This is a genomic window from Ahrensia sp. R2A130 (genome assembly GCF_000179775.1).
Taxonomy (GTDB): Bacteria; Pseudomonadota; Alphaproteobacteria; order Rhizobiales; family Rhizobiaceae; genus Pseudahrensia.
This window is the reverse complement of sequence record NZ_AEEB01000014.1, coordinates 103,560-126,462: the sequence shown is the minus strand read 5'-3', so window position 1 is coordinate 126,462 and position 22,903 is coordinate 103,560. Positions and strand designations below refer to the sequence as shown.

20 protein-coding genes and 1 tRNA gene are annotated in these 22,903 nt (G+C 56.9%); 9 read left to right on the top strand and 12 right to left on the bottom strand.

The window, feature by feature from the left end:
• On the bottom strand, positions 1-4,833 hold a 4,833-nt coding region (locus tag R2A130_RS08685), incomplete at its 3' end, for a DUF4347 domain-containing protein (RefSeq protein ID WP_009464685.1).
• A gap of 354 nt (positions 4,834-5,187) precedes the next feature.
• Here R2A130_RS08685 and R2A130_RS08680 point away from each other — a divergent pair.
• Positions 5,188-6,177 carry a rhodanese-related sulfurtransferase gene (locus R2A130_RS08680; RefSeq protein ID WP_009464683.1) on the top strand — a complete coding sequence of 330 codons (990 nt, stop codon included), beginning with the start codon at positions 5,188-5,190 and terminating at the stop codon, positions 6,175-6,177.
• A gap of 8 nt (positions 6,178-6,185) precedes the next feature.
• Here the strand turns inward: R2A130_RS08680 and betA are convergent, their stop codons facing one another.
• Together betA and R2A130_RS08670 are read right to left on the bottom strand one after the other, a co-directional pair.
• Positions 6,186-7,871: a choline dehydrogenase gene (gene betA / locus R2A130_RS08675; protein WP_009464682.1), complete on the bottom strand. Its 1,686-nt coding sequence runs from the start codon at positions 7,869-7,871 to the stop codon at positions 6,186-6,188.
• Positions 7,872-7,882: 11 nt separating this feature from the next.
• The gene (locus R2A130_RS08670; protein WP_009464681.1) at positions 7,883-9,103 is read right to left on the bottom strand and encodes a mandelate racemase/muconate lactonizing enzyme family protein; all 1,221 of its coding nucleotides are present in this window, start codon (positions 9,101-9,103) and stop codon (positions 7,883-7,885) included.
• A 221-nt stretch (positions 9,104-9,324) separates the two neighbouring features.
• Here R2A130_RS08670 and R2A130_RS08665 point away from each other — a divergent pair, with 221 nt between their 5' ends.
• Together R2A130_RS08665 and R2A130_RS08660 are read left to right on the top strand one after the other, a co-directional pair.
• The gene (locus tag R2A130_RS08665; RefSeq protein ID WP_009464680.1) at positions 9,325-9,831 is read left to right on the top strand and encodes a GNAT family N-acetyltransferase; all 507 of its coding nucleotides are present in this window, start codon (positions 9,325-9,327) and stop codon (positions 9,829-9,831) included.
• Between the two features lie 176 nt (positions 9,832-10,007).
• The gene (locus R2A130_RS08660) at positions 10,008-10,391 is read left to right on the top strand and encodes a hypothetical protein (protein WP_009464678.1); all 384 of its coding nucleotides are present in this window, start codon (positions 10,008-10,010) and stop codon (positions 10,389-10,391) included.
• 8 nt (positions 10,392-10,399) lie between these two features.
• Here the strand turns inward: R2A130_RS08660 and R2A130_RS08655 are convergent, their stop codons facing one another.
• The 5 genes from R2A130_RS08655 to R2A130_RS08635 all read right to left on the bottom strand — a co-directional run bounded on the left by R2A130_RS08655 (position 10,400) and on the right by R2A130_RS08635 (position 14,113).
• Positions 10,400-11,095, bottom strand: coding sequence for a Crp/Fnr family transcriptional regulator (locus R2A130_RS08655; protein ID WP_009464677.1), 696 nt, complete (start codon positions 11,093-11,095; stop codon positions 10,400-10,402).
• A gap of 85 nt (positions 11,096-11,180) precedes the next feature.
• Positions 11,181-12,125, bottom strand: a complete 945-nt coding sequence (locus tag R2A130_RS08650) for a hypothetical protein (RefSeq protein WP_009464676.1) — start codon at positions 12,123-12,125, stop codon at positions 11,181-11,183.
• A gap of 4 nt (positions 12,126-12,129) precedes the next feature.
• The gene (locus tag R2A130_RS08645) at positions 12,130-13,413 is read right to left on the bottom strand and encodes a hypothetical protein (RefSeq protein WP_009464675.1); all 1,284 of its coding nucleotides are present in this window, start codon (positions 13,411-13,413) and stop codon (positions 12,130-12,132) included.
• Positions 13,414-13,564: 151 nt separating this feature from the next.
• Positions 13,565-13,828, bottom strand: coding sequence for a glycine zipper domain-containing protein (locus R2A130_RS08640; RefSeq protein ID WP_009464674.1), 264 nt, complete (start codon positions 13,826-13,828; stop codon positions 13,565-13,567).
• 210 nt (positions 13,829-14,038) lie between these two features.
• Positions 14,039-14,113: transfer RNA gene (locus R2A130_RS08635), tRNA-Thr, on the bottom strand.
• Positions 14,114-14,236: 123 nt separating this feature from the next.
• Between R2A130_RS08635 and R2A130_RS08630 the strand changes: the two genes are divergently transcribed.
• Entirely contained in the window at positions 14,237-14,422 is a 186-nt protein-coding gene (locus R2A130_RS08630) for a hypothetical protein (protein WP_009464673.1), read from the top strand.
• Positions 14,423-14,540: 118 nt separating this feature from the next.
• Positions 14,541-15,836 (top strand): UDP-N-acetylglucosamine 1-carboxyvinyltransferase, encoded by a 1,296-nt coding sequence (gene murA / locus R2A130_RS08625; RefSeq protein ID WP_009464672.1) that lies wholly within the window; start codon positions 14,541-14,543, stop codon positions 15,834-15,836.
• A gap of 9 nt (positions 15,837-15,845) precedes the next feature.
• Here the strand turns inward: murA and pdxY are convergent, their stop codons facing one another.
• The gene (pdxY, locus tag R2A130_RS08620) at positions 15,846-16,808 is read right to left on the bottom strand and encodes a pyridoxal kinase (protein ID WP_009464671.1); all 963 of its coding nucleotides are present in this window, start codon (positions 16,806-16,808) and stop codon (positions 15,846-15,848) included.
• A gap of 44 nt (positions 16,809-16,852) precedes the next feature.
• Between pdxY and R2A130_RS08615 the strand changes: the two genes are divergently transcribed.
• From R2A130_RS08615 to R2A130_RS08600, 4 genes are all read left to right on the top strand, one after another.
• Positions 16,853-17,455, top strand: coding sequence for a LemA family protein (locus tag R2A130_RS08615; protein WP_009464670.1), 603 nt, complete (start codon positions 16,853-16,855; stop codon positions 17,453-17,455).
• Positions 17,418-18,320 (top strand): YgcG family protein, encoded by a 903-nt coding sequence (locus R2A130_RS08610; RefSeq protein ID WP_198008685.1) that lies wholly within the window; start codon positions 17,418-17,420, stop codon positions 18,318-18,320. The genes R2A130_RS08615 and R2A130_RS08610 overlap by 38 nt, the downstream gene beginning before the upstream one ends.
• 10 nt (positions 18,321-18,330) lie before the next feature.
• Positions 18,331-18,969 carry a TPM domain-containing protein gene (locus tag R2A130_RS08605; RefSeq protein WP_040305513.1) on the top strand — a complete coding sequence of 213 codons (639 nt, stop codon included), beginning with the start codon at positions 18,331-18,333 and terminating at the stop codon, positions 18,967-18,969.
• A 97-nt stretch (positions 18,970-19,066) separates the two neighbouring features.
• On the top strand, positions 19,067-19,375 hold the full coding sequence (locus R2A130_RS08600) for a YggT family protein (protein ID WP_009464667.1): 309 nt from the start codon (positions 19,067-19,069) through the stop codon (positions 19,373-19,375).
• Positions 19,376-19,379: 4 nt separating this feature from the next.
• Here R2A130_RS08600 and R2A130_RS08595 read toward each other — a convergent pair whose 3' ends face one another.
• From R2A130_RS08595 to mscL, 3 genes are all read right to left on the bottom strand, one after another.
• The gene (locus R2A130_RS08595; RefSeq protein ID WP_009464666.1) at positions 19,380-20,840 is read right to left on the bottom strand and encodes an HlyD family type I secretion periplasmic adaptor subunit; all 1,461 of its coding nucleotides are present in this window, start codon (positions 20,838-20,840) and stop codon (positions 19,380-19,382) included.
• A gap of 124 nt (positions 20,841-20,964) precedes the next feature.
• Complete coding sequence (locus tag R2A130_RS08590; RefSeq protein ID WP_040305495.1) at positions 20,965-22,131, bottom strand: pyridoxal phosphate-dependent aminotransferase; 1,167 nt, start codon at positions 22,129-22,131, stop codon at positions 20,965-20,967.
• 218 nt (positions 22,132-22,349) lie between these two features.
• The gene (mscL, locus tag R2A130_RS08585; protein ID WP_009464664.1) at positions 22,350-22,769 is read right to left on the bottom strand and encodes a large conductance mechanosensitive channel protein MscL; all 420 of its coding nucleotides are present in this window, start codon (positions 22,767-22,769) and stop codon (positions 22,350-22,352) included.
• Positions 22,770-22,903 lie beyond the last annotated feature (134 nt).

Here is a 22,903-nt window from a genome sequence, read left to right as displayed (position 1 = left end):
CGTCGGAGCGGTACCGAGCGTCGCCGTCAGCGCATCACCATCAATATCGTTCAGAATGACCGCACCGGAGACAGCCGCGTCCTCATTCGTCGTTACCGCATCATCAGCAGCCGTCGGTGCGTTGGGGACGTCGCGGAAATCTAGGTCAGTGTCTAGCGGCGCTGCGTTGCTACCGTCTGGAGCTAGAGCCGGAACACCTGAGAGGTTGAATGTCGTATCGGTGGGATCAAGGTTTTCGTCGTTAGCATCGTATCCATCAGAGGCGTTTGCACCTTCGAAGATGTCGAGGAGGCCATCATTGTCGGTGTCAGCGGCGGAGGTGACCGACGTTGGGCCACCATCGCCGCGTTCTGCAATGTCGTCAGTACCATCATTATCGGAGTCGGCATCAAGGCGGTCTGCGCGGCCGTCACCGTCGGTATCGACGAAACCTAGGCCTACCGAGAGTGTTTCATCCGTGCTGCCTGTATCAGCATCGTAAACGTCGAGCAGACCGTCGCCATCTACGTCTGCACCGGTTGGTGCGATGTAGGCCGCTGTGGTCTGACCTTCGACGTTATCGGTGATACCATCATTGTCGGAATCGAGATCGCGGGAATCAATGAGGCCATCATTATCGCTATCCAGCGTGGCCAGGCCTTCATACTCGAACTGGCTGAAACCAAGCGTTACATTGCCAGCATTACCGTTAGCCCGACCAGCGGTAACGACGATAGCATCGACAGGTCCTGCCACATTCACAGTCAGATTGTTGGTCGACAAATTACTCGAATTACCAGCACTGCTGACGAAGGTATTGGGTGAGCCACCATAGTTGGTGAGGTCGGGATCGTTGATCGTGAAAGCGGAAGCTGGAAGGTCCGTCAGCACACCATTGATCACAGCCTGCACGCGAACAGCGGTTTGTGACACGAGGCCACCGATATCGAAGCTGACATTGGTCGCTTCGGTGGAGAAGTCCAACGTATAGGTCGCGGTATCACCCGCATCAAAATCGGTATTGCGAACCTGGGTGCGGACGAATTCGCCGGTCACACCATTTGTGTCGGCGCTCAGAGAAACGCCCTGCTGCCAGGTCGCGCCGCCGTTCAGTGCGTAGTCGAAGTCTACAACCGTATCACCCGCTGGTGCGAGATTGTCGTAGCTACCTGGATTGTCGGTGCTGTTGGCAGTGGGGTAGGCTGGCGCGTTGAACGTATCGGCTGTCGTAAATGCAACGGGGCCGCGCTCGTTAAGATCGGTGATGCCGTCATTATCATCATCGATGTCGATGGAGTCGATGACGCCATCGCCATCGGTATCACGCGCCAAAGTTACAGTCGCATCGTCGAAACCACCGACCTGATCGCTCACTTGATAGGCGAATGTTTCGGTTTCGGAAGATCCAACCGGGCGCAGAACAAGGAGGGTACCATCGGTTTGCCGTTCAACGGTCGTGCCGGATGCAAGCGTGACCGCGACACCAGTAGTCAAAGTGATTGGCGAGCCCGGTGCAGCAGGGTCGGTGATGTTCAAGATGACAAGGGTGTCGTTGTCCGGATCATCGTCGTTGACACGCGGGTCGATGGTCGTGGCAGTGCCGCCCTGAACGGCGAAAGTGTCATCGGCAGCGAGCGGAACCGAATTCTCGTCATCTGCAATTGTTGTCGTAACGCTATCGGCCACAGAAACCGTGCTGTTGACCGCATTGGACAAGGTAAGCTGATAGGACTCATTGCCTTCATTCAGCGCATCATCGACGTTGGTAAGGCCAAAGCTCAGAATCTCTGGAACCACCGGATCGGTCGATGCGGCAAAAGTGATTGATGAATCGTTGGACAGATTTGCAGCGTTGAACGAGAAGGACTCAAAGAAGCCGGTACCAGACTGAATGCCGACAGAAGCGCTGGCCCCATCATTCCAAGTTTGGTTGTTGAAATCGACGTCTTGATACCGCAAAACGACGGCGCCGGTTGCTTCCTGCAATACGACCTGGAAGGTGACCTCGGACCCTGCCGTGTTGTAATGCGGGACGTCTTCCCATTGGATGATGACTTCGCGATTGCCGACCGGTCCAACGGTCTCGACATAGATTTCACCGCCCAACGCCGGGTTCAAATCGTCCCACAAAGCAGCGATTGCCGGGATGCCACCAAATTGAACACCGGAACTCAAATCCTGATTGCCAGCACTGCCATTGCCGATGGCGGCAAATGACACGACACCGTTAGCCTGAACGAAGACTTCATTGTAGGTCGTGCCGTAAAAATCAAAGCCGAACGGAATGGCCTGCGCACCGGAAGCAGCGTCATCCCCGAGACCCAGCGCCGTCGCTGTAGCGTTTCCGGAAATATCAACGAAGCCGCTTGCAGTGTTGTCTTGCGTAACGACGATCGGATTGGCCGCTGTGTAGGTTAGTGTGTTGCCCACGAGAGTGTATTCAGCTTGCGAGGCGATTGCGGTTTGAATGGCAGCCAACACATCGGCGTTCAACGATGTGTTGAAGTCCGCATCTGCGGTAGTGATATTCAACGTGCCGATATCGACCGATACGCTGCTGCCGGGTGCCAGTGGTTCGGTGAACTCGATGGTGTAGCCGGCCGACTGGCCTTCATTGACCTGTGAGCTACCGGTCAGAATCCAGCCTGTGCCCTGAACGTTGAATGCCGCATAAGTTTCGGCACTCGTTGTACCGTTGGACAGCGTGTAGTCGAAATATTCGGTGCCGAGGAAATTCGCCGCCGGGACATAGTCAAACGAACCATCTGCATAGAGTGTGACCGTGGATCCGGACGGCAGAATCGCCGAAATTGGCGAGGCAGCCCCCGGTGTGTTGACGGTGATTGCGTTGCCATCGCGATCGACGGCAGAAGCTATCGTCAACGGAAGGCCATTCGGGTCCACATCATTGGCCAACAAGCCGGTGCCGGACGAACGTGATACCGCGTTGCCCTGATCTGTTACGAAGACATCTTGGACGCCGTTCGGCTCGCCCTGCCCGTCTTGCATCGTAATGGTGGTCTGCACGGTCTGGCTGGCGAAAGCGTCGTCGAAGACTTGAAAGTCCAACACGCGATCTACTGTGCTGGGCGCGCCCGGTGTGCCGGCAAGGCCAGACTGTGTGTTGGAAAAACGTAGCGCTTGAAAGGCCGACTCGTAGTCTTCGGTAGAGCTGCGTCCGGTGATTTCGACAATGATCTCACCGCCGCCGCCAACCGATGAGGATATGGTCAGACCAAGAGCGTCAAAAACCGACTGGTCCCATGTCAGCTGATCGCCAGCCTGCGTATTGGTAAGAACAATGCGGGCATCGGTGGCGTTCTCACCAAAATTGACGATATCCACGTCGCCATCAACGACAGAAACTGGGAACCCTGCACTCGTATCCTGCAGCAGATAGGTCTGTGCGAAATCTGCACCGGTTGCGCCGGAAGAATCGTCCGTATCCAAATCGATATCAGAGGCATAGTAAGTAACCGGATTATCGATGGTCAGCTCGCCGTCACCATCATGGTTATAAAACGAGTTGCCCGTATAGCTGCCGTAGCGGACTTCAAGCGCGTTGGTGCTTTCCCAAGAGAACGTGACCCAACTGGTCTGTTCATCGCCTTGGTCTTCTGTACCCGACACATTGATACCTGTGCCGGTATTAACTGCTTCAAGATTTGAGGTCGCTTCGAATGTATAGGATGCGAGCGAATCCAATCCGACGGTAATTTCTTCACGGGAATTCGGATTACCCTGGCTACCGTCAATATCTGACAATGTGAAATCAATATCGCCGACCGGCATGATGAGGCCGGTCGTTGCATCTACGATTGTCCATTCGATATCGACAAAGCCAAACCCCAACTGTGGGAAGCTGCCGCCATTGTTAGTGAACAGCGTCACGCCTGTGGGCGGGTTGTCGTTGACGATCTGGATACGGAAATCGTCCAGTGTCGCATCACCGTCTTGGTTCGCATCGAACGAACGGGTGCCAAATCCAGCACCCATGGTGGCCGGGTCAGAAACCGCGACGACAGTTGCCACAAGATCGACCGCCACAGGCCCGTTCGGCCCTTCGAAGGTGCCTGCATTTTCCCAAGTTGCAACCGTGCCTGTGGTACCGACCGTACGACCGTCGATAGTGACCTGAAAATCTGTGTTTCCGGGGGTACCGTTGGGATCTTCGTAATCGACAACAGGTTCGGTAAGCGCGCCAAGTTCAAAGGCAGCGAGCAGCCCTTTATAGCCTTCCAGTTCGTAACCTTTGGCTTCGACCTGTCCTTCAACGACTTCTAGGTCCCAATCACCGCCCTGCTCTTCCGAGCCGGTCAAATCATTGGATGCAGCAATATCAGCACCGGTTGCAGCAGCCAGTTGAGCAGCGGCAGCGCGCCCTTCGACGCCGGAACCAAAGTCACAACCGTAGAGCAAGATGTCACCATCTTCAGACAAAGCAGCCCCGATACGGGTCAACGCTTCAACGTGGGACGTTCCGATAGTGCCACTTGTTAGCTGGCTGGAACCTAGATTCAGAAAGCCTTCTCCGCCGTGGGAGAAGATATGAACCGCAGAAATATCCTCGCGCATATCGAGAATATCAGCGATCTGCTCCACACCATCGCTTTGTAAATCAAGAACGTGGACTTCAACGTCAGGGTCGATGTCCATCAGCAATTCACCGATGTCTTCGACGCTGCCGTCGATAAAAACGATATCGCGGGACAGATCGCGTTGCGGGCCAGGAACGTGAGCCTCGGCGGGAAGGTTCTCACTCATCTCGGCAACAGCAGCGTCAGCCATATCGGAATGGATGGTCTGGTCGGCCATATCGCGCGCGGTTTCGACACCGGCAGCATCGAGGAGCACACGAGGCTCCAATACGCGCATCAAAGGCTTGTGCGCTTTGGGCGCCTCAACCTTCTCTCCACCCGATTTACGGAAGATATCCCCGAAACGTGACAACATTCGCCCAACCCCTGCTTGACCGCATCCCGCCCGGGCGTTGGTCACAACGTATTTGTTGGCGAAGCCCGAACGGACTCCACCCCGCGTTAACCTTTGGGGTGAGATGGTTAACGACGTGTTAATTTTTGGTGTCTGATTGCCATTGCGGTGAGCAAAGACTGGCCCAAACTGAATCACTTACGCTAAATTGCAGTTCGATTTGCGGCTTGGCTGCCAACAGGGCCTTAACCTTTGACCAAACCTGAAATAACCAAAATGCCGACCGATTGGACGATAGCCGCGCTTTATAAGTTCGTGTCGCTGGCAGACCCGACTATGCTTCAGCCGGTGCTGTTGAAACGTTGCAACGAGCTTTCGGTGTTTGGAACCGTGCTTTTGGCCAATGAGGGTATCAACGGCACGGTGGCCGGATCGCAGGCATCCATTGCAAATCTCATCGCATGGCTGGAAGCGCGCAACGAAATCGGCGCGCTGGATGTGAAGTACTCACACACCGCCACTCAACCCTTCAACCGCATGAAAGTGCGGCTGAAAAAAGAGATCGTGACTCTGGGTGTCGACGGAATCGATGCAGCGCGGGATGCGGGCACACACATCAACGCTTCCGATTGGAACAACTTGATTGCCCGCGACGATGTAGTGGTGATCGACACCCGCAACACATACGAGGTCGAACTGGGCACGTTCAAAGGCGCTGTCGACCCGAAGACAGCCAGCTTCGGGGAATTGCCAGATTGGGTAGACCAAACGCTCGATTTGCCCAAAGACACGCCTGTCGCCATGTTCTGCACCGGAGGTATTCGCTGCGAAAAGTCCACGGCGCTGATGAAACAACGCGGCTTTGATAACGTCTTTCATCTGAAAGGCGGCATTTTGAAATATCTCGAAGAAGTCTCTGCCGACGAGAGCCTCTGGGAAGGCGAATGTTTCGTTTTCGATGAACGGGTCTCGGTGCGACACGGCCTTGTGCCTGGCGACAACGTTCTGTGCCACGCCTGCCGAATGCCCGTCACGCCGGAAGAAGCTGCACACGCTCATTACGAAGAAGGCGTGTCATGCCCGCGCTGCCACGGCACCCATGATGAAGCCCGCGTGGCAGCGTTACGAGAACGCCAAAAACAGGTGAAACTAGCAGAACAACGCGGAGAAACCCACGTCGCCTTCGACATTGGAGCCGCACGAAAACGGAGAAGTGCCGAACGGGAAGCCCAACGAGAAGCCAGCCGGAAAGGCCAAGGCGATTAGCTGCCCGATTAACGGTCCGACACCTGCCAGTTCGGATTGATCCAAGGCTCCATGTTGGAGCGCGGCAACATATCTCGACCCAAAATGTGATCGGACGCTTTTTCAGCGGCCATGATCGCAGGACCGTTGAGGTTACCGTTTGGAATGCGTGGGAAGATAGACGTGTCGATCACACGAAGCCCTTCGACACCGATCACGCGACACTCCGGATCGACCACGCTGTCCATTGCATCCGCCGCGCCCATCTTAACCGTACCGCACGGATGATATGCGCTCTCGACGTGCTCTCGAATGTAGGCGTCAAGTTCATCATCGCTTTGCACCGCATCGCCCGGAGCGATTTCTTTACCCGCATAAGGAGCGAAGGCCGGTTGCTGGAAAATCTCCCGCGTCAGGCGGATACAGTGCCGAAATTCTGGAAAATCATCCTCATGGCTCATGTAATTGAAGCGAATTTCCGGAGAATCCAGCGGATCTGCAGAAGAAAGGCGTATACTTCCGCGAGATTTCGACCGCATCGGCCCAACATGCGCCTGAAAACCGTGTCCCTCCGCAGGTGCCTTGCCGTCATAACGAATGGCAACCGGCAGGAAATGATATTGAATATCGGGATAATCGACGCCCGCCGCTGACCGCACAAAAGCCGCACTTTCAAACTGGTTCGACGTGCCGAGCCCCTTCTTCAGGAACAGCCACTGCGCGCCGATAACGGCTTTGGAGAACAGATTCAGCTTCGAATAAAGCGTGATCGGCTGCAGACATGCCTGCTGGATGTAGAGTTCCAAATGGTCTTGCAGATTTCCGCCGACACCAGGACGATCCGCCAGCACTTCGATACCGTGTTCTTTCAGGTGAGCTGCTGGTCCGATGCCGGATAACATCAGCAGTTTGGGCGAGTTTATGGACGATGCAGCCATCACAACTTCACGGTGGGCGCGCACGTATTCCACGCGGTCGCCGTGCTGCACTTCTACGCCAATCGCGCGCTTTCCTTCGAAGACCACGCGGCGAACGAAGCAACTCATCATCCGCAGATTTTCACGCTTCAGGGCAGGTTTCAGGTAAGCATTCGCAGCAGACCAACGGCGACCATTATAGACCGTCTGCTCCATCGCGCCGAAGCCCTCTTGCTTCAGCCCATTATAGTCGTCCGTGGTCTCAAACCCCGCCTGACGGCCCGCCTCAACAAAAGCATCGAACAGCGGGTTATCGCGCGGTCCCCGCCCGACATGCAGCGGACCATCTGTGCCCCTGCCCTCGCCGGAAGCACCGCCATGGCTGGTTTCGGCACGCTGGAAATAAGGCTGTACATCGGCGTAGCTCCAGCCTTTTGCGCCGTTCTCGTCCCAATGGTCGAAATCCTTCGCATGGCCACGCACATAGACCATGCCGTTGATCGAAGACGACCCGCCGATCACCTTGCCACGCGGTGTCGCCATGACGCGGTTGTTCAGGTTCGGCTCCGGCTGGGTTCCGAAACCCCAATCATAGCGTGCCATGTTCATGGGGTAGGAGAGCGCCGCAGGCATCTGGATGAACGGTCCGATATCGGTGCCGCCATATTCCAAAACCAGCACGGAATGCTTGCCGTCTTCCGATAGACGCGCAGCAGCAACCGACCCGGCAGAACCGGAACCGATAATGACAAAATCCGCTTCCTGAACGAATTCGAGTGCGCTTTCCCCGTGGCTCATCGTGCTACTTTCTATCCACCGGCAAACCGGTTCTCACCGCTGTAATTGTAGGTCTCGTCCTGCATCTCAAGGTGCAGTCTGTCGCCCGTATAGGGGTTTGCTCGCGCGACGTCTTCCCTGACATTGTGCCCCAGCCCAGGGCGGTTTGACGGGATAACGTGGCCGTCTTCCCATTTGATCGGATGGTCGAGCAATTCCGCGTGAAAACCGTCGAACTGCTTGATCGATTCCAAAATGAGGAAGTTCGGTATCGAAGCGCCGAACTGCACATTGGCCGCCGCCTCGATAGGCCCACAATAGAGATGCGGCGCAATCTGCGCGCCATAGACCTCGGCAATCGCCGCGATTTTTTTGGCCTCCCAGATGCCACCCGAACGCCCCAGCGCAGGCTGCAAGATATTAGCAGCACCGCAGGCCAACACGCGGGCAAACTCATATTTCGTCGTCAACCGTTCGCCGGTAGCGATGGGCACGGTGGAATGCTGCGCCACATGCGCCATCGCTTCCGGCATTTCCGGCGGCACCGGCTCCTCGAACCACAGTGGGTCATAGGGCGTGATAGCCCGCGCCATACGCACCGCACCGGAAGGTGTGAACTGCCCATGGGTGCCGAACAGCAGGTCTGCCTTGGTGCCGACAGCCTCCCGGATCGCCTTGCAGAACCGCACAGAGCGGTCGATATCGATCACAGCAGGCTGGTGCGGGTCGTTGACCGTATAGGGGCCGGCAGGGTCGAATTTCAGCGCCGTGAAACCTTGCTCGACGTAACGTATGGCAGCCTCTGCACTGGCTTCGGGGTCTGCATAGAACGTCGCTGGGTCCTGATCGTCGGTCGGATAAAGATAGGTGTAGGACCGCAACCGAGGATTCACGAGCCCACCGATCAACTGATGCACTGGCTTGTCAGCCGCCTTGCCCGCGATGTCCCAGCACGCCATTTCGATGGCCGAGAACGCAGCCATCACGGTCGGGTCGGGCCGTTGCGAAAAGCCGGACGAATGCACACGCCGGAACATACGCTCGACATCATGTGCAGACAGCCCAGCGCAGTGCCGATGGAAAATATCTTCGGCCACCGCGCACTGAACCTTTGGCCCAACCGTCGCGCCGTACATCTCGCCCCAGCCGACGATACCGTCAGCGCTCGTGACTTTGACGAACAGGAAATAGCGCCCTCCGAACGACGGCGGGGGATTGCCCACAACAAACGTTTCGATGTCACGAAGCTGCATAGTTCTACCTTTTGATCGGCGCGGATTCGGTTGTCGACGCCAGAATTCACCGACCATCGACATTCGCGCAAGAGGCGTTCGACCAAAGCTGTATCACTATGAAACAGCTTTCAAAGTCGCCGACACCACGCTGGGGAAAACCGCGTCGCCGGTAACCTTTTTACCAAACTCATTCCAACACGGCCTTGTTGCTTAAGAAACTGTTAACTAGGCTTGCTGACATGACCACGCTCACGCTTCAAACCCGCATGGCGACCATGGACGATGCTTTCGGCATCTCCGCTGTGCACGAACAGTCCTGGCGCGCTGCCTATCGTGGTCTCATTCCACATCAGGCGCTGGAAACCATGATCCGCCGTCGCGACCCGCGTTGGTGGGCCCGTGCGATCCGCAATTCCACCCGCATCGTCGTGCTGCGCAATGAAAGCCAGATCATCGGCTACGCCACATTGGGCGCGAACCGCGTTGCTGCGCTTCCACAAGAAGGCGAAGTGTACGAGCTGTACCTGCTGCCCGAATACCAAGGCGTAGGATTAGGCAAACGTCTTTTCCTTGCTGCGCGTGAGGAGCTTTTGCGCCTAGGCATGAGCGGTTGTGTCGTGTGGGTGCTTGAGGACAATGCGCCTGCCATGAACTTCTACAGCAATGCTGGTGGCGATGACGTGGCCGAAGGCAACGAGACTTTCAACGGCAAAACGCTACCGAAGATCGCTTACTGCTGGAACTAGACCGCTACAGGCGAGATTTTCTCTCCAACGCAAGATTTACCATCGGCACGCCTGAGATCGCATGATTTTGCGCTTCTCGTGAAACCGTATGGTTCATCGCATCGTTCTTATTGTGAAGCTCGGCACTTGCCGCGGCGAAAGCGCAGGTCTGTGCACAACATTTCAGGAGCAAGAAAATGTTCTTATCCAAATCCCGCGCTTCACTTACCGCTGGCATCACAGCTTTAGTACTTGGCATTCTCGCAACGATCCCATTTGGCGTGACCCCCGCATCAGCCAACACGCTGTCCGCAGCTGAAGTGCGCAGCGAAATGCTTGGCAAGACCATCAAGACACGGCGCTTCGGCTTTGCAATCACCATGCGCTACGCGAGTAACGGCACTGTATCGGCAAAGTCCATCGCAGGCACACTCAACGGCACATGGCGCGCACGAGGCAACCGCATCTGCACCACATTCCCATCGGGCCCAGCGAAAGGCACATCATGCGTGTCATTTGAAAAACTCGGACCAAACCGCTTTCGCTCATCGGAAGGGGTGCGTTTCCGCACCGTCAACTAGCGTTAGCGCTAGGAGAACCAGCCCTCGGCAGCCAACCGGCCAAGCTTATCGGGATCAAGGATAACAAGACCGCCTCTAGTGCGCTCCAGAATTGCCTGACGCTCAAGCTCTTTCATCTCACGGGAAACGATCTCGCGACGCGATGAAATGCGGTCGGCAATATCGCTCTGCACCGGTGCGGGACTTATAATTCGCTGTTGAACGCCTTCGGCAACAGCGCCTTTGCGCTCGCGGGAAAGCCGCAACAGTTCAGCAAACAAACGGTGCTTGGCTTTTAGAAAGCTGAACTCAGACAGCCGCTCCGACAACATTCGTACCATACCGGCAAGGTGCTTCATCACCTCCATCGAGACCAGTGAATGATCGGTACACACCTGCCTGAAAACGCTTTGTGGCATTATGCAGATGCGCGCGCGGGTAACGGCCGTGACATTGGCAGAACGGGCACCGTCATCGATGGCCGACAGTTCACCAAAAAAGCGCCCCTCGCCAAAATCATTGAAGATGACCTCACGGCCTTCCATCATTCGCACCACGATGCGCACTGAACCGAACAGAATGAACCTCACATCGGTGGATGGCTCGTTATGATCTAGAATAATCGCGCGCGGCTCATAGGTGCGCCAGCTGCATTGGCTGTCGATGCGCGCGCATTCCTCGTCGCTCAACCCCGCAAAAACGGGAAAAGCTTTCAAACTTTCCATGGTGCAAGCGTTCCGAAATCTGACCTCGTTTGAAGCTAAGGCCCCAAACCTTCACACAAATACTAGCGTCCAGCGGTCGGCCTTGTCACCCCGCATCATTGTTGAGATCACCGCGGATTGGCTCCCGCAGTTCCGGACGGGTTGTTGCGCGCCGACCGTTGGCAAGTGCATAGCGGGAAAGCTCGTCGGGCGTGAAGAGGTATAATTGAGCAGCTGGCGTTTCCATCGCGCGCACCCAGACCTGCAAATCCACGCCCATATCCACCAGCAACTGCTGGCATAACGCTGATACCGTCTGCGCGTCTGCCATCCCCCGTTGTAAGGTGCCGTTCGCGGTGGGCGCGGCATAGATCTGGTGCACGCCGATATAAGCCCCCGTGCCCGCGCTGCGATACAAGCCCCCTGCGAGCAGCAACGGGCATGATGAGGCGCAATAGCCATTGGCGGACACGCGGGTGGAAATCCCAGCTTCGCGGATAGCACGCGACATCGCCAGCGCATCGGCCACAGACCCGCCGGGAGAATGCAGCGTGAGTTCGCCGATCTGCTTGTCGTTGTCGCTCAGAAAGTCCGCAAACCGCTTTGCTGAACCGGGATCAATAGTGCCAACAGCGCTCGCGCGGCCATCGACAGTCAACGCAAATTCCATAGGCTGAGTCATGGCAGGACCGTCGAGCGGGCCTCGATAACCGGGCAAATCCGGTCGATCACGACTAGGCCCAAGCGGCATCGTGCGCGGCAGATAGGGGCGTGTTTGGTCGCCTGGTTTCGGCAGGTCCATCGGCGTGGGTTCGATGCGCTGAAGGCCCGGCTGCCCCTCGGGCGCAGCAGCCAGCATCGCGGAATAGTCCTGAGCGACGGTACCTACAGTCAGCGCCAGCATGCCAAGAAAGATAACGCGCAGGAAACGACCATCCTGAATGGTGCCGACCAACGAGGTCAGCGGACGTTTGGCCGCCGATTGCACGCGATCGATACGATCATTTCGTGCCGGTGGAGTTCCTGCTCCACCGATGCCACCAGTATCCATCCGCTCAAGCCTTGTGAGACAGCGGCGTCACGTTCGACCCGTCACTATCAGGCGCAACATTAGGCGCAGGCCCATCATCTGGGGGTGGTGCTGCTGGCGAAGACGTTGGCGCATCGAGTGCGTTCAACTCCTTATAAAGGCGCACGGCGCGCATCATTTCAGACGCGGTAACCTCATCGCCGCCAAGATCAGCGCCCTCTTCGGAGCGGATAGCGCCTTGGACGATGCACAGGATGAAAATCATCACCGCAGGCAGCAGATCGATGGAAATTGCGCCCGCCCACGACGGCAAAAAGTCCTTTGCGTATCGCAGCACGGCTTCCGGCGAAGACAGTGGCACGAAACGCACCTGCACCACGGGTGGGCGCTGCAAAATCTCATCCGCTGCTGCGCTCAACGCAGCGCTTTGATCTTTGACCGATTGTTCGACACGGCTAACAACATCGGTCTGACGGCTTGCAAGATCGGCAGTGGAACCATCTGCAACCGGCGCGATGAAGGAACGTCCCAGATCATCGGCAGCACGGCGCACTGCCGGTGCTATGGACGTCTGTTGCAAAGCGGCAATCGTGCCGGAAAGCGCAACCGCTTCTTCTGCAAAAGCATTTGCGCGAATGTCCACCGGACCGGGCTGCGACACCAGTTTACGCATTGCGGCAAGGCGCTTTCCGCCTTCTTCAAACAGTTCTTTCGTGGGCACCCGGGATTGCACGATCTCCGCACTCAAACCCTGCAGCTGACGAGACATCTGCGACAGCAACTGCACCACGGTGCCTGAGCCGGATGTTCCTGTCAGTGCGCCGGTCGATGCCTCTTCTGCGCTCAATCGCTCGAAACGCTGTGAAGCCAGTTCGATATCCGGCAGCAGGCTTTGCGCGGCCAACGCGTTGTCGTGGGCTTGTTCCAGCTTTTGCTGATATTGCTCGGTCGTGTTCGCCAGATGCTGCTCCAGCGCAGCACCGCCAGCCAGCGCTGCCGCGTTGAGCCACGACGACATGGCGATAATCATCGCCGAACCCAGCGCCATGGCAAGATACAGCCAACGCCGCGCGCTGGGGGTTCGGATATGGGGCATGAACCGCATGAGATAGGACCAGAAGCCGAATATCCCGACGGAAACCGCGACCGAATAGATAATCGCACCCAGAAAAACGACTGTTGGCGATCCATTGAGCAGATCGCGCACGCCCAAATAGGTATAAACGCCGGACGCCAGAGCCAAGATGGCCAGCGTCGCTCCGGTTATCGTGTCCAGCCCTGATTGCGCCTTGCGAAGATCACGCGACATGCGATGCCCTTTCCAATACGGGCATCCGCCCTGTCGAGGTCATTCAAATGCGATTTTGCGGCGAATGAAAGACTTGGCTCGAACCACAAAGCAAAAAGGCCAGCTCGTGCAATGCACGGGCTGGCCCTCCAGATCAAAATCGCCGAATTAACTAGCAGTTGGCGATATATGTACGACCGCGGCGGTCGCGGTAGCGGCATTTGCCGTCTTCAGAAGCGCGCCCGATAAGAGCACCAGCCAGACCACCTGCCGCCGCACCAACGGCAGCACCACCGGCGCTGCCAGTTGCCACTGCGCCAACGGTTGCGCCGACACCAGCGCCTACAGCCGCGCCACGTTGCGTGGCGTTACAACCGGCCAGCATCAACAGGCCGACGATTGCAGCGGTGACGCGAAAAAATGGAATGTTCAACATGAAGTTCTCCTATGAATCCTTTTTGACCGATCACAACGAACAGGTTCGAATGCGTCGATAGTGTGCTCATAACGGACGTAGTTGATGATGGTTCCGGCAAATTTCCGACGCCAATAATCACGAAATATTTCACAAACACCGCAATAGCGTGCGCAGCCTTCGCAAAACGGGCCGATGATTGGAGCGCGAAAGCAAATATAAATCGGGAAATGGTGCTGTTGGGGAGGTTCGAACTCCCGACCTCCTCATTACCAATGAGGTGCTCTACCACTGAGCTACAACAGCGTCGTTGGACGGCCACCAATGGTTGCCTGCCTGCGCAAGGGCTTATAGTGGGGCGAAAGCCCGGGTCAATATGAAAACCGCCACTTCTCACCTGTACCGGAAAGTTCTTTGCCGAAAGCTAACATGTCGACACCCCCAGAACATGATCAAGACAACGATAATGGCGACCAGAAGCCAGCCAAAAAGCCTAATGAAGAAGTGCTGCGGCGCGAGGCCCGTTTGAAACAGGCGCTGAGAGACAATCTCATGCGCCGCAAAGGCAAGGCGCGGGCGGTGAAAAGCACCCCACCACCTTCCAACGACGATTAGCCACGATAAAACTACGCCGTGCCAAAGTCTTGCCGGTTTCACCGTGCTGATCTAAGCCCGCACTCAAACTTGTCGCGTGATAAAACGCGGCCCTCCTCATATTTCGGAGCCTCCCGCGATGGACAGCATTCTCATTCGCGCTGCCGGACCTCTTTCCGGCACGATCCCTATTTCCGGCGCGAAGAACGCAGCCCTTCCTTTGATGATCGCATCCATGCTCACCGACGAACCGGTGCTGTTGGAAAACATGCCGCGTCTGGCCGATGTCGAAGCGCTGACCGCGATTCTGTCGAACCACGGCGTCGATGTTCAGGTGCGCGGCAAACGCGAAGGCGACAGCACCACGACGGGTCGTCGTCTGGAATTTCGTGCCAAGACCATAGTGGACACGACCGCACCCTACGAACTCGTTCGTAAAATGCGCGCCAGCTTCTGGGTCATCGGTCCGCTTCTGGCCCGTTGCGGCGTGGCAAAGGTTTCGCTGCCCGGCGGTTGCGCCATTGGCACACGACCCATCGATCTGTTCATCGACGGGCTCGAAGCTCTCGGTGTCGAGATCGATATCGACGCGGGCTATGTGAATGCGAAGGCGCCTGCAGGCGGTTTGAAAGGCGGTCACTTCACCTTCCCAAAAGTCTCGGTCGGCGCGACGCATGTCATGCTGATGGCGGCATCACTGGCAAACGGCCAGACCGTTATCGAGAACGCTGCCCGCGAGCCGGAAGTGACGGATGTTGCGGAATGCCTCGTGTCCATGGGCGCAAAAATTTCCGGCATCGGCACATCGACACTCACCATCGACGGCGTTTCTTCACTCCACGGCACCACACATTCCGTGCTGCCAGACCGCATCGAAACCGGCACATTTGCCGCCTGTGTTGCGATGACCGGTGGTGACGTTCTGCTGGCAGGCGCACGTCCCGAATTGCTCCGAAATGCGTTGGACGTGCTGGAAGCCACAGGCACGCAGGTCGGCTACGAAAGTGACGGCCTGCGTATTTCTCGCTCCGGCGACCGCATCGCCCCTATCGACTTCACCACCGAACCCTTTCCCGGCTTTCCCACAGACCTTCAGGCGCAATTCATGGCGCTCGCCACCCGCGCCGATGGCGTGAGCACGGTGAAAGAAACGATCTTTGAAAACCGCTTCATGCACGTGCAGGAACTGGCGCGCCTTGGCGCAGATATTTCTATCGACGGCCAGACTGCGACCGTTACCGGCGTCAAACGCATGTCGGGCGCACAAGTGATGGCGACCGACCTCCGCGCTTCCATGAGCTTGGTGATCGCCGGACTGGTCGCTGACGGTGAAACGCAGGTGAACCGCGTCTATCATCTAGATCGTGGTTTCGAACTACTGGAAGAAAAACTGTCCGGTGTCGGTGCAGACATCGAACGGGTATCGGGTGATTAAGAGGGCAGACTAAGCCGGTTTCCGCTTAGGCGCTTTTCGCACGACCGAAAGGCTTCGCGTCTCCACAGGACTGCGCGGCCGCAGCAGGCTTTGCGCTGCGCTCTCTAAGAGAAGTTCGTCGCTTCCTGCTTGCGCAGAAATGGCCATGACCTCGTGCAAAGAAGCACAGGTAAGACCCAACGCCTGCTTTGCATCCACGCCTGAAAGGCTTCGCCCCAGCAGCAGCGCTGAAGCGAGGTCACCCAACCCGTTCAGCGGACGTCCATGCGTTTCCACCGCGCGATGTTCCACCACCGTGGACTGACCATCGCGCAGCAGCAGATTACCGATATGGCCGCGCCGCAAAGCAGGAACAGACGTCACCACAACGGTGTCACGCGCGAGTTTCTTGGCACTGACAGCAATGGTTTCAGGGGCGGTTGCGATCTCGTCACCGGACAAGATCGACAGTTCGAACGGGTTGGGCGTCACCCAGTCGGCGCGCGGTAGCAAGTCTCGCACGATAGCGTCTGCCTGCGCTTGCGGAACGTAAAGCCTGCCCTCACCATCCACCACGTCACCCATCACCGGATCACAAAGATAGATCGCCTGCGGATTGGCGGCTTTGACCGCATCCACCAATTCAGCCACCGCAGCCACCTGACCGGCAGAGCCGAAATAGCCCGTTACGATGCCAGCGACCTCACCCAGTTTCGGGTGCTTCGCAAGGTCCGCAAGCAGCGCTGCAAACTCGGCATCATCAGCGATGATACGCGACGCAGGCCCGTGGCCGGGATGCCAGGGCAACGTAACCGTCGGCATGGCCCAGACGGGAAAACCCAACGTCTCCAGCGCAAAAACCGCAGCACGATTGCCCACAGTACCCCGCACCACGTGGCTGGAAATCACGATCACGGCTCCCTGTGTTGCACCCGTCATGACGTCATCCCCTTGCAGCAATTCAACAAGCCTATCGAATGCTGCCGCAGCCATCTATAAGATCTTGCAAATCTTGTTCGCCCGTACCGGAGGCCACCATGCCCCATTCGAAATCTGTCCTGCGCTTTCTCGCCATTGCATTTGCCGCCCTGTGGCTCACCGGGTGCGGCGTCAACAATATCCCGACTTATGAAGAGCAGGCCAAAGCGCAGTGGTCGCAGGTGCTGAACCAGTACAAACGCCGCGCCGACCTCATCCCCAATCTGGTGGAAACCGTGAAGGGCTTTGCCGAACAGGAAAAAGACGTGCTCACATCCGTGGTGGAAGCCCGTGCCAAGGCGACGAGCATCAACGTCGATGCCAGCCAGCTTTCCGACCCTGCGGTGATCCAACAATTCCTGGAAAGCCAGCAGCAACTATCCGGCGCGCTCTCGCGTTTGCTGGTGACGGTTGAGCGCTATCCCGAAATCAAATCCGGCCAGAATTTTCTGACCCTGCAATCGCAATTGGAAGGCACTGAGAACCGCATCGCAGTGGCCCGCCGCGACTATATCGAGGCTGTGCGCGTCTATAACACCGAGCTGAAAACCATCCCCGGCCGCTGGTGGCGCTCATTGATGTATTCCGACAACGACCCATTCGCGACCTTCGAAGTGGCCGCAAGTGAAACGACGACGCCAAAGGTCGATTTCGGAAATTGATCGCCGCAATATGATCGTGCGCCCGCTCAAATTATTTGCTGCCAGCATGATGCTGCTGGTGCTGATGGTGACATCGGCATTATCACAGGCGCTACCGCCTCTCAGCGGACGGGTGATCGATAGCGCAGGCATTCTCAGCCCAAGCGTCGAGCAGCAGATCACAGCAAAACTGGCAGCGCATGAGGCCAAGAGCGGCAACCAAGTCGTCGTCTATACAGTGACCGATCTCCGCGGGCGGACCATCGAAGGCGAAGCCTTAAAACTGTTGCGCGGTTGGGGCTTGGGGCAAGCCGAATTGAACAACGGCGTGTTGTTCATAATCGCCAAAGACGACCGCAAGATGCGCATCGAAACCGGCTATGGCGTCGAAGGCACGCTGACGGACGCAATCGCCTCGCTCATCATTCGGAACACTGTCACGCCTGCGTTCAAGCAGGGCAATTTCGAATTGGGTATCGCCAATGGTGTGAACCGGATGGTGGAGGTGTTGGAGGCGGATGAAGCAGCCCTCGAAGAGTGGAAAACCCGCGCAAAGCCAAAACCGACGTCCGATTGGGCAAGCGATCCCGTCGGTATCATCTTCATCATCGTCTGGGGATTGATCTTCTTCGGCCCCATCCTGATGAGCTTTCTGGTCCGCACTTTCGGAAAGAAAATCAAACCCGATCACTACGAATGGCTCGGCATGGAAGCGGGCAAGAACTCGCCCGCTGCCAAGAAACGCCGCAAGCGCCGTAGATCATCCGGCGGCGTAATAGTCGGCGGTGGTGGTGGCTGGGGCGGAAGCAGCGGCGGCTTCGGCGGCGGTGGTTTTTCCGGCGGTGGCGGCGGCGGTGGAGGCGGCGGCGCCTCCGGTGGCTGGTGAGGATTTCGACATGAGCAATAACACCATCACGCAGGCCGACCACGAACGCATCACCTGCGCCATTCGCGCAGCTGAAAGCACGACAAGCGGTGAAATCTTTGCCGTCGTAGCCCATGCCAGCGACGATTATTTCTATGTGGCAGGCTTTATGGCGGGCCTGTGGTCGCTGCTTTCCGGCGCGTTGGTTTGGCTTGGCGCGCTGGCATTCGGGTATGATATCGGCGGTGGCATTATCGTCTCGGCGCAAATGGCAGCCTTCGTCTTATCGCTGGTCATGTTCCAACTGCGCCCGCAATGGCGATTGCTGTTCGTGCCACGCTCCGTCGCCTACCGCCGCGCATCCGCCAATGCGGTAAAACAATTCCTCGCCCACGGCATCCATACCACGCAGGCACGCTCCGGCGTGCTGCTCTTCGTCTCGCTGGCAGAGCGTTATGCAGAGATCGTCGCCGACGAAGGGATCGACGAACATGTCGATCAATCCGTCTGGAATACCATGGTGGAGCATCTGATAGACCACGCGGCGAAGGGCGAAGTCGCAGACGGTTTCATTCAGGTTATCGGGGAAGCAGGTGCTGTTCTTGCACCGCATTTCCCGCCGCAGCCGGAAGGCCGCAACGAGTTGGACGACCTGCTGGTCGAAATCTGACCGGAAGTTCTAGGCTTGAGGTTCACAGCCCCACAACCTAAGTCACTCCCAACAGACGGGCGATCTTGCCCCATGATAATTTTGAAAGAGACGCACCATGATCGCGGTACTTTGGCTCATCAACGCGGTGCTGAACCTTTATTGGTGGATTGTCATCATTTCGGTCGTGCTGTCGTGGCTGTTCGCCTTCAACATCGTCAATCGCGGCAACCCTGTGGTCGATACGATTGCACGTTTCGTCGGTGATATGACGGAACCTGTTCTGTCGAAAATTCGAGGCGTCATGCCGAACCTCGGCGCGGTGGACATCTCGCCAATCGTGCTTTTACTCGGCATCACGTTCCTGCAGATTTTCGTCAACACCACTATCGCACCGATGGTGCTGGGCACGGGTACGGTCAGCTAGAACCCTAGCGCTCCCGCAGGCCCTGATTGAACGAGTCCACCAGCGGTCGGATGACGTATTCTGCAAACGTCCGATCGCCGGTCACCACATAAGACTCCACCGGCATGCCGGCGTAGATTTCCGAAACATCAATCTGCGATGGCAACGTCTCGGGAATTTTCAAACGCACGACGATATACGGCTCCTGCGTCCGCTCATCGACAACGCTGTCAGCGGATATGTAGGTCACTTCGCTGTCGACTTCCGGCGTCGTGCGCGTGTTCAGGGACGCAAACCGCAATTTGGCTGCCTGTCCGACCGAGATGATAGAACCATCGCGGGGCGACATGCGCGCCTCGACTATCAACTCACCACCAGCGGGCAAAATTACCGCAATATCCTCACCGGCACGAACAACAGCACCGGGAGTGTTTTTGTTCAGGCTCACCACCGTACCGGCGGCAGGTGCGCGCAGGATTACACGGCTAAGAACTTCCTCGGCGGCACGGCGACGTTCGACCAGTGAGCTGATTTCGGTACGCACATTGTTCAACTCCGCGACAGCTTGCTCGGAACGGGCTGCTGTGAGGCGGCTTTTCTGTTCAAGTGCCTCGGCGATTGAGGATTTTGCACGGCCCACATCCGATGTCAGTGCGCCAAGACGACCCTCAAGCTCGGAATAGTTGCGCTTCAGACGCAGATACTCCGAACGTGGCGTCAGCTTGCGATCCACCAAACGTTTCTTGGCGGTCAGCTCCTGCGTCAGGTTTTCCATCTGCTCTTTGACGGAAATTCGCTGGATTTCCAGACCGGATATCTGCTCTTCGAGTGCCAGCATTTGCTGGTCGTAAATCTTCGCTTCTGACTCGTAACGCGCCACTCGCTTGTCGAATTCACGCTCCTGCTCTTCCAAATCACCCGCCATGCCAGCTGCGCGGAATTTCTCCGCAGCTTCAGCCGTGACACCCATATCAACATTGTCACGTTCTGCCCGCAGCCGTTGAACGCGAGCCTGATAGGCAAGAAGCTGATTTGATACCATGTCCCGCGTGGCCTGCGCCTGCGTGGGGTCTAGGCTTAGGATAGGTTGACCCGGTTCAACACGGTCGCCCTCGCGAACCATGATTTCTTTGATGATACCACCTTCAAAATGCTGCAGGCGGAAATTCTGCCCGCTGGCAACAACGGTACCGGGCGCAACAGCGGCACCGGAGATCGGCGCGGTTGTTGCCCAACCGCCGAAAACGCCGAAAAAGAGGATGACGATAGCGATACCAAAAATTGTGAAAGACTTCACAGATGTTGGCACCGTAAGGCCCCAATGGGGTGGTTTGGCCCGTTCACCGGGCAGGTTGCCGGCACCGCCACCGGCTGCACCACCAAGCGCTTGTGCGATCATCGCAGCGTGTTCGGGGTTTCCCGGTTTAGCCTGATCGGCTGGCACTTTTTTGGTGGCGATCCTGCCCAGTTCCTGCCCGTCACTCATATCCGTTCCCCTGTTGCAGCAAGGCCATGGTACTGCCGCTGCGCTTTCATTCGTTCAATCTTCTACCACATCCCGCAGCAGCTAACTGTGCGTTAGCTAACGATTGCGGCAAATCCGGTGCGCCTTACAAAGCTTCCAGAAACTTCACCAAACGTGCGGCACCTTCATCGATCTGCGCTGGATCACGAAGGTAGCACATCCGCAGGAATTCCGACCCGCCCGAGTAAAAACCACTTCCCGGCGCAAGGCCAACATTGGCCTCTTCGATTATTCGTAGCGCGAGTTCCTTGCTATCGGGATAACCCGGCACCTTGAAGAACAGATAGAATGCGCCCGCCGGTTTCGCCAGTTCCACACGACCCGTTGCTGTCAGTGCATCGCACATAACATCTCGGTTGCGCTGCGCTCGTTCCTTTTGCATCGCGATAAACGGTTCGCCGTCATTCAGGCCAGTGACCGCAGCTTTCTGCGTGAAGGGTGCTACGCCCGATGTCGAATATTGAATGAGATTTTCCAACACCTGACCGATTTCAGGTGGCGCAGAAATCCAACCTGCCCGCCAGCCGGTCATCGCCCAGTTCTTCGAAAATGTATTGACGAAAATCACCCGGTCTTCCGGCTCGATCAACTCATAGAATGATGGTGCAAGATCGCTGTCATAAACGAAACGATGATACACCTCGTCGGCAATGATCCAGATGCCCCGTTCGCGGGCGAACTCCAGAATGGCGCGCAAGGTTTCCAGCGGAGCAACCCAACCGGTCGGGTTAGCCGGACTGTTGATGAACATCGCCCGCGTGCGGTCAGTCACGGCACCAAACAGCTTGTCGATGTCCAACGACCAACCGTTTTGAGAAAAATCGAGCTCAACATGGACTGGCACTCCACCGCCCACCTGTGTTGCGGCGTGGATGTTGGGCCAACAGGGCGTGGTCATGATCACCTCGTCTCCAACACCGGAAAGCGCCTGTAGCGACAGTTGAATTGCCTGCATTCCGGAACCGGTAACGAAGAACCGCTCGCGGTCATTTTCAATGCCGTAATGGCGGGTGTGATAATCAGCCAGCGCTTCCCGCAATTCGGGAATACCGCGCTGCCACGTGTAAAACGTCTCGCCCGCATCCATCGCAGTTTTTGCAGCACGGATAATGAAAGCAGGTGTCGGCAGATCCCCCTCACCCACCCACAAAGGCACGATGCCGGGTTTGTTCCGCGCACCATTGATAACGGCGACAATGTCGCTCTGGTCAAGGTCACGTGTGGCAGGACGCAGGGTTTGCAGAAGGGTCATGGCGTATCGCGAATTGTGGGGCTTTGCCGCAACATTAGCCGACAGGTTGCATCTGTCCACCGATCAAAATCGGTCGCCCTGCCCGCCAAAAAACAAAAAAAGAAAGGCTCCGGGATCATCACTCCCGAAGCCTTTCCAAGGTTCACCTGAGGAACCTACCCGCCATCATTGTCCGGCTGCCTATCGTGGGCGGCGCACCGGACGGGCAGATATCTGTGTTACTTCTTCAGTGCGTCACGAATTTCCGTGAGCAGCATGATGTCAGCAGGAGTTTCAGCCGGGGCTTCTTCAGCTGCAGGCTCTTCCATGTTCGCGCGCAGCTTGTTCACGTAGCGCACCATCATGAAAAGGATGAAGGCGAGGATCAGGAAGTTGACCAACACAGTGACGAAGTTGCCGTATGCAAGAACGGCACCCTGTTCGCGGGCAGCATCCAGTGTTGTAGCAGTCACGCTTTCGGAAAGCGGAGCAAAATAGTTGGAAAAGTCGAGGCCGCCGAAAATCGCACCGACAACCGGCATGATCAGATCGTCAATGAGCGACTTGGTGATCAGCGCGAATGCACCACCGATGATCACACCTACGGCGAGATCCATGACATTGCCCTTGGCAATAAACTCTTTGAATTCATTCAACATTTGAAATTTCGTCCCTCGAAACCGCGACAGACAATTTCGCCCCATCGCACTTAAAACCAAGGCCTATCTGACCTGAAGCAAACGGGTAACATGATGTTTTGAGATATTGAACTTACAAACAGCGCGTCCAATTT

Bases quoted from the DNA above. Each gene is read 5' to 3' on its own strand.
- R2A130_RS08655 (WP_009464677.1), bottom strand. From the start codon at position 11,095: ATGGAAAGTTTGAAAGCTTTTCCCGTTTTTGCGGGGTTGAGCGACGAG.
- R2A130_RS08630 (WP_009464673.1), top strand. From the start codon at position 14,237: ATGTCGACACCCCCAGAACATGATCAAGACAACGATAATGGCGACCAG.
- R2A130_RS08595 (WP_009464666.1), bottom strand. From the start codon at position 20,840: ATGAGTGACGGGCAGGAACTGGGCAGGATCGCCACCAAAAAAGTGCCA.
- R2A130_RS08680 (WP_009464683.1), top strand. From the start codon at position 5,188: ATGCCGACCGATTGGACGATAGCCGCGCTTTATAAGTTCGTGTCGCTG.
- R2A130_RS08590 (WP_040305495.1), bottom strand. From the start codon at position 22,131: ATGACCCTTCTGCAAACCCTGCGTCCTGCCACACGTGACCTTGACCAG.
- betA (WP_009464682.1), bottom strand. From the start codon at position 7,871: ATGAGCCACGGGGAAAGCGCACTCGAATTCGTTCAGGAAGCGGATTTT.
- mscL (WP_009464664.1), bottom strand. From the start codon at position 22,769: ATGTTGAATGAATTCAAAGAGTTTATTGCCAAGGGCAATGTCATGGAT.
- R2A130_RS08615 (WP_009464670.1), top strand. From the start codon at position 16,853: ATGCCCCATTCGAAATCTGTCCTGCGCTTTCTCGCCATTGCATTTGCC.
- murA (WP_009464672.1), top strand. From the start codon at position 14,541: ATGGACAGCATTCTCATTCGCGCTGCCGGACCTCTTTCCGGCACGATC.
- R2A130_RS08640 (WP_009464674.1), bottom strand. From the start codon at position 13,828: ATGTTGAACATTCCATTTTTTCGCGTCACCGCTGCAATCGTCGGCCTG.
- R2A130_RS08650 (WP_009464676.1), bottom strand. From the start codon at position 12,125: ATGGATACTGGTGGCATCGGTGGAGCAGGAACTCCACCGGCACGAAAT.
- R2A130_RS08645 (WP_009464675.1), bottom strand. From the start codon at position 13,413: ATGTCGCGTGATCTTCGCAAGGCGCAATCAGGGCTGGACACGATAACC.
- R2A130_RS08665 (WP_009464680.1), top strand. From the start codon at position 9,325: ATGACCACGCTCACGCTTCAAACCCGCATGGCGACCATGGACGATGCT.
- R2A130_RS08605 (WP_040305513.1), top strand. From the start codon at position 18,331: ATGAGCAATAACACCATCACGCAGGCCGACCACGAACGCATCACCTGC.
- R2A130_RS08670 (WP_009464681.1), bottom strand. From the start codon at position 9,103: ATGCAGCTTCGTGACATCGAAACGTTTGTTGTGGGCAATCCCCCGCCG.
- pdxY (WP_009464671.1), bottom strand. From the start codon at position 16,808: ATGGCTGCGGCAGCATTCGATAGGCTTGTTGAATTGCTGCAAGGGGAT.
- R2A130_RS08660 (WP_009464678.1), top strand. From the start codon at position 10,008: ATGTTCTTATCCAAATCCCGCGCTTCACTTACCGCTGGCATCACAGCT.
- R2A130_RS08600 (WP_009464667.1), top strand. From the start codon at position 19,067: ATGATCGCGGTACTTTGGCTCATCAACGCGGTGCTGAACCTTTATTGG.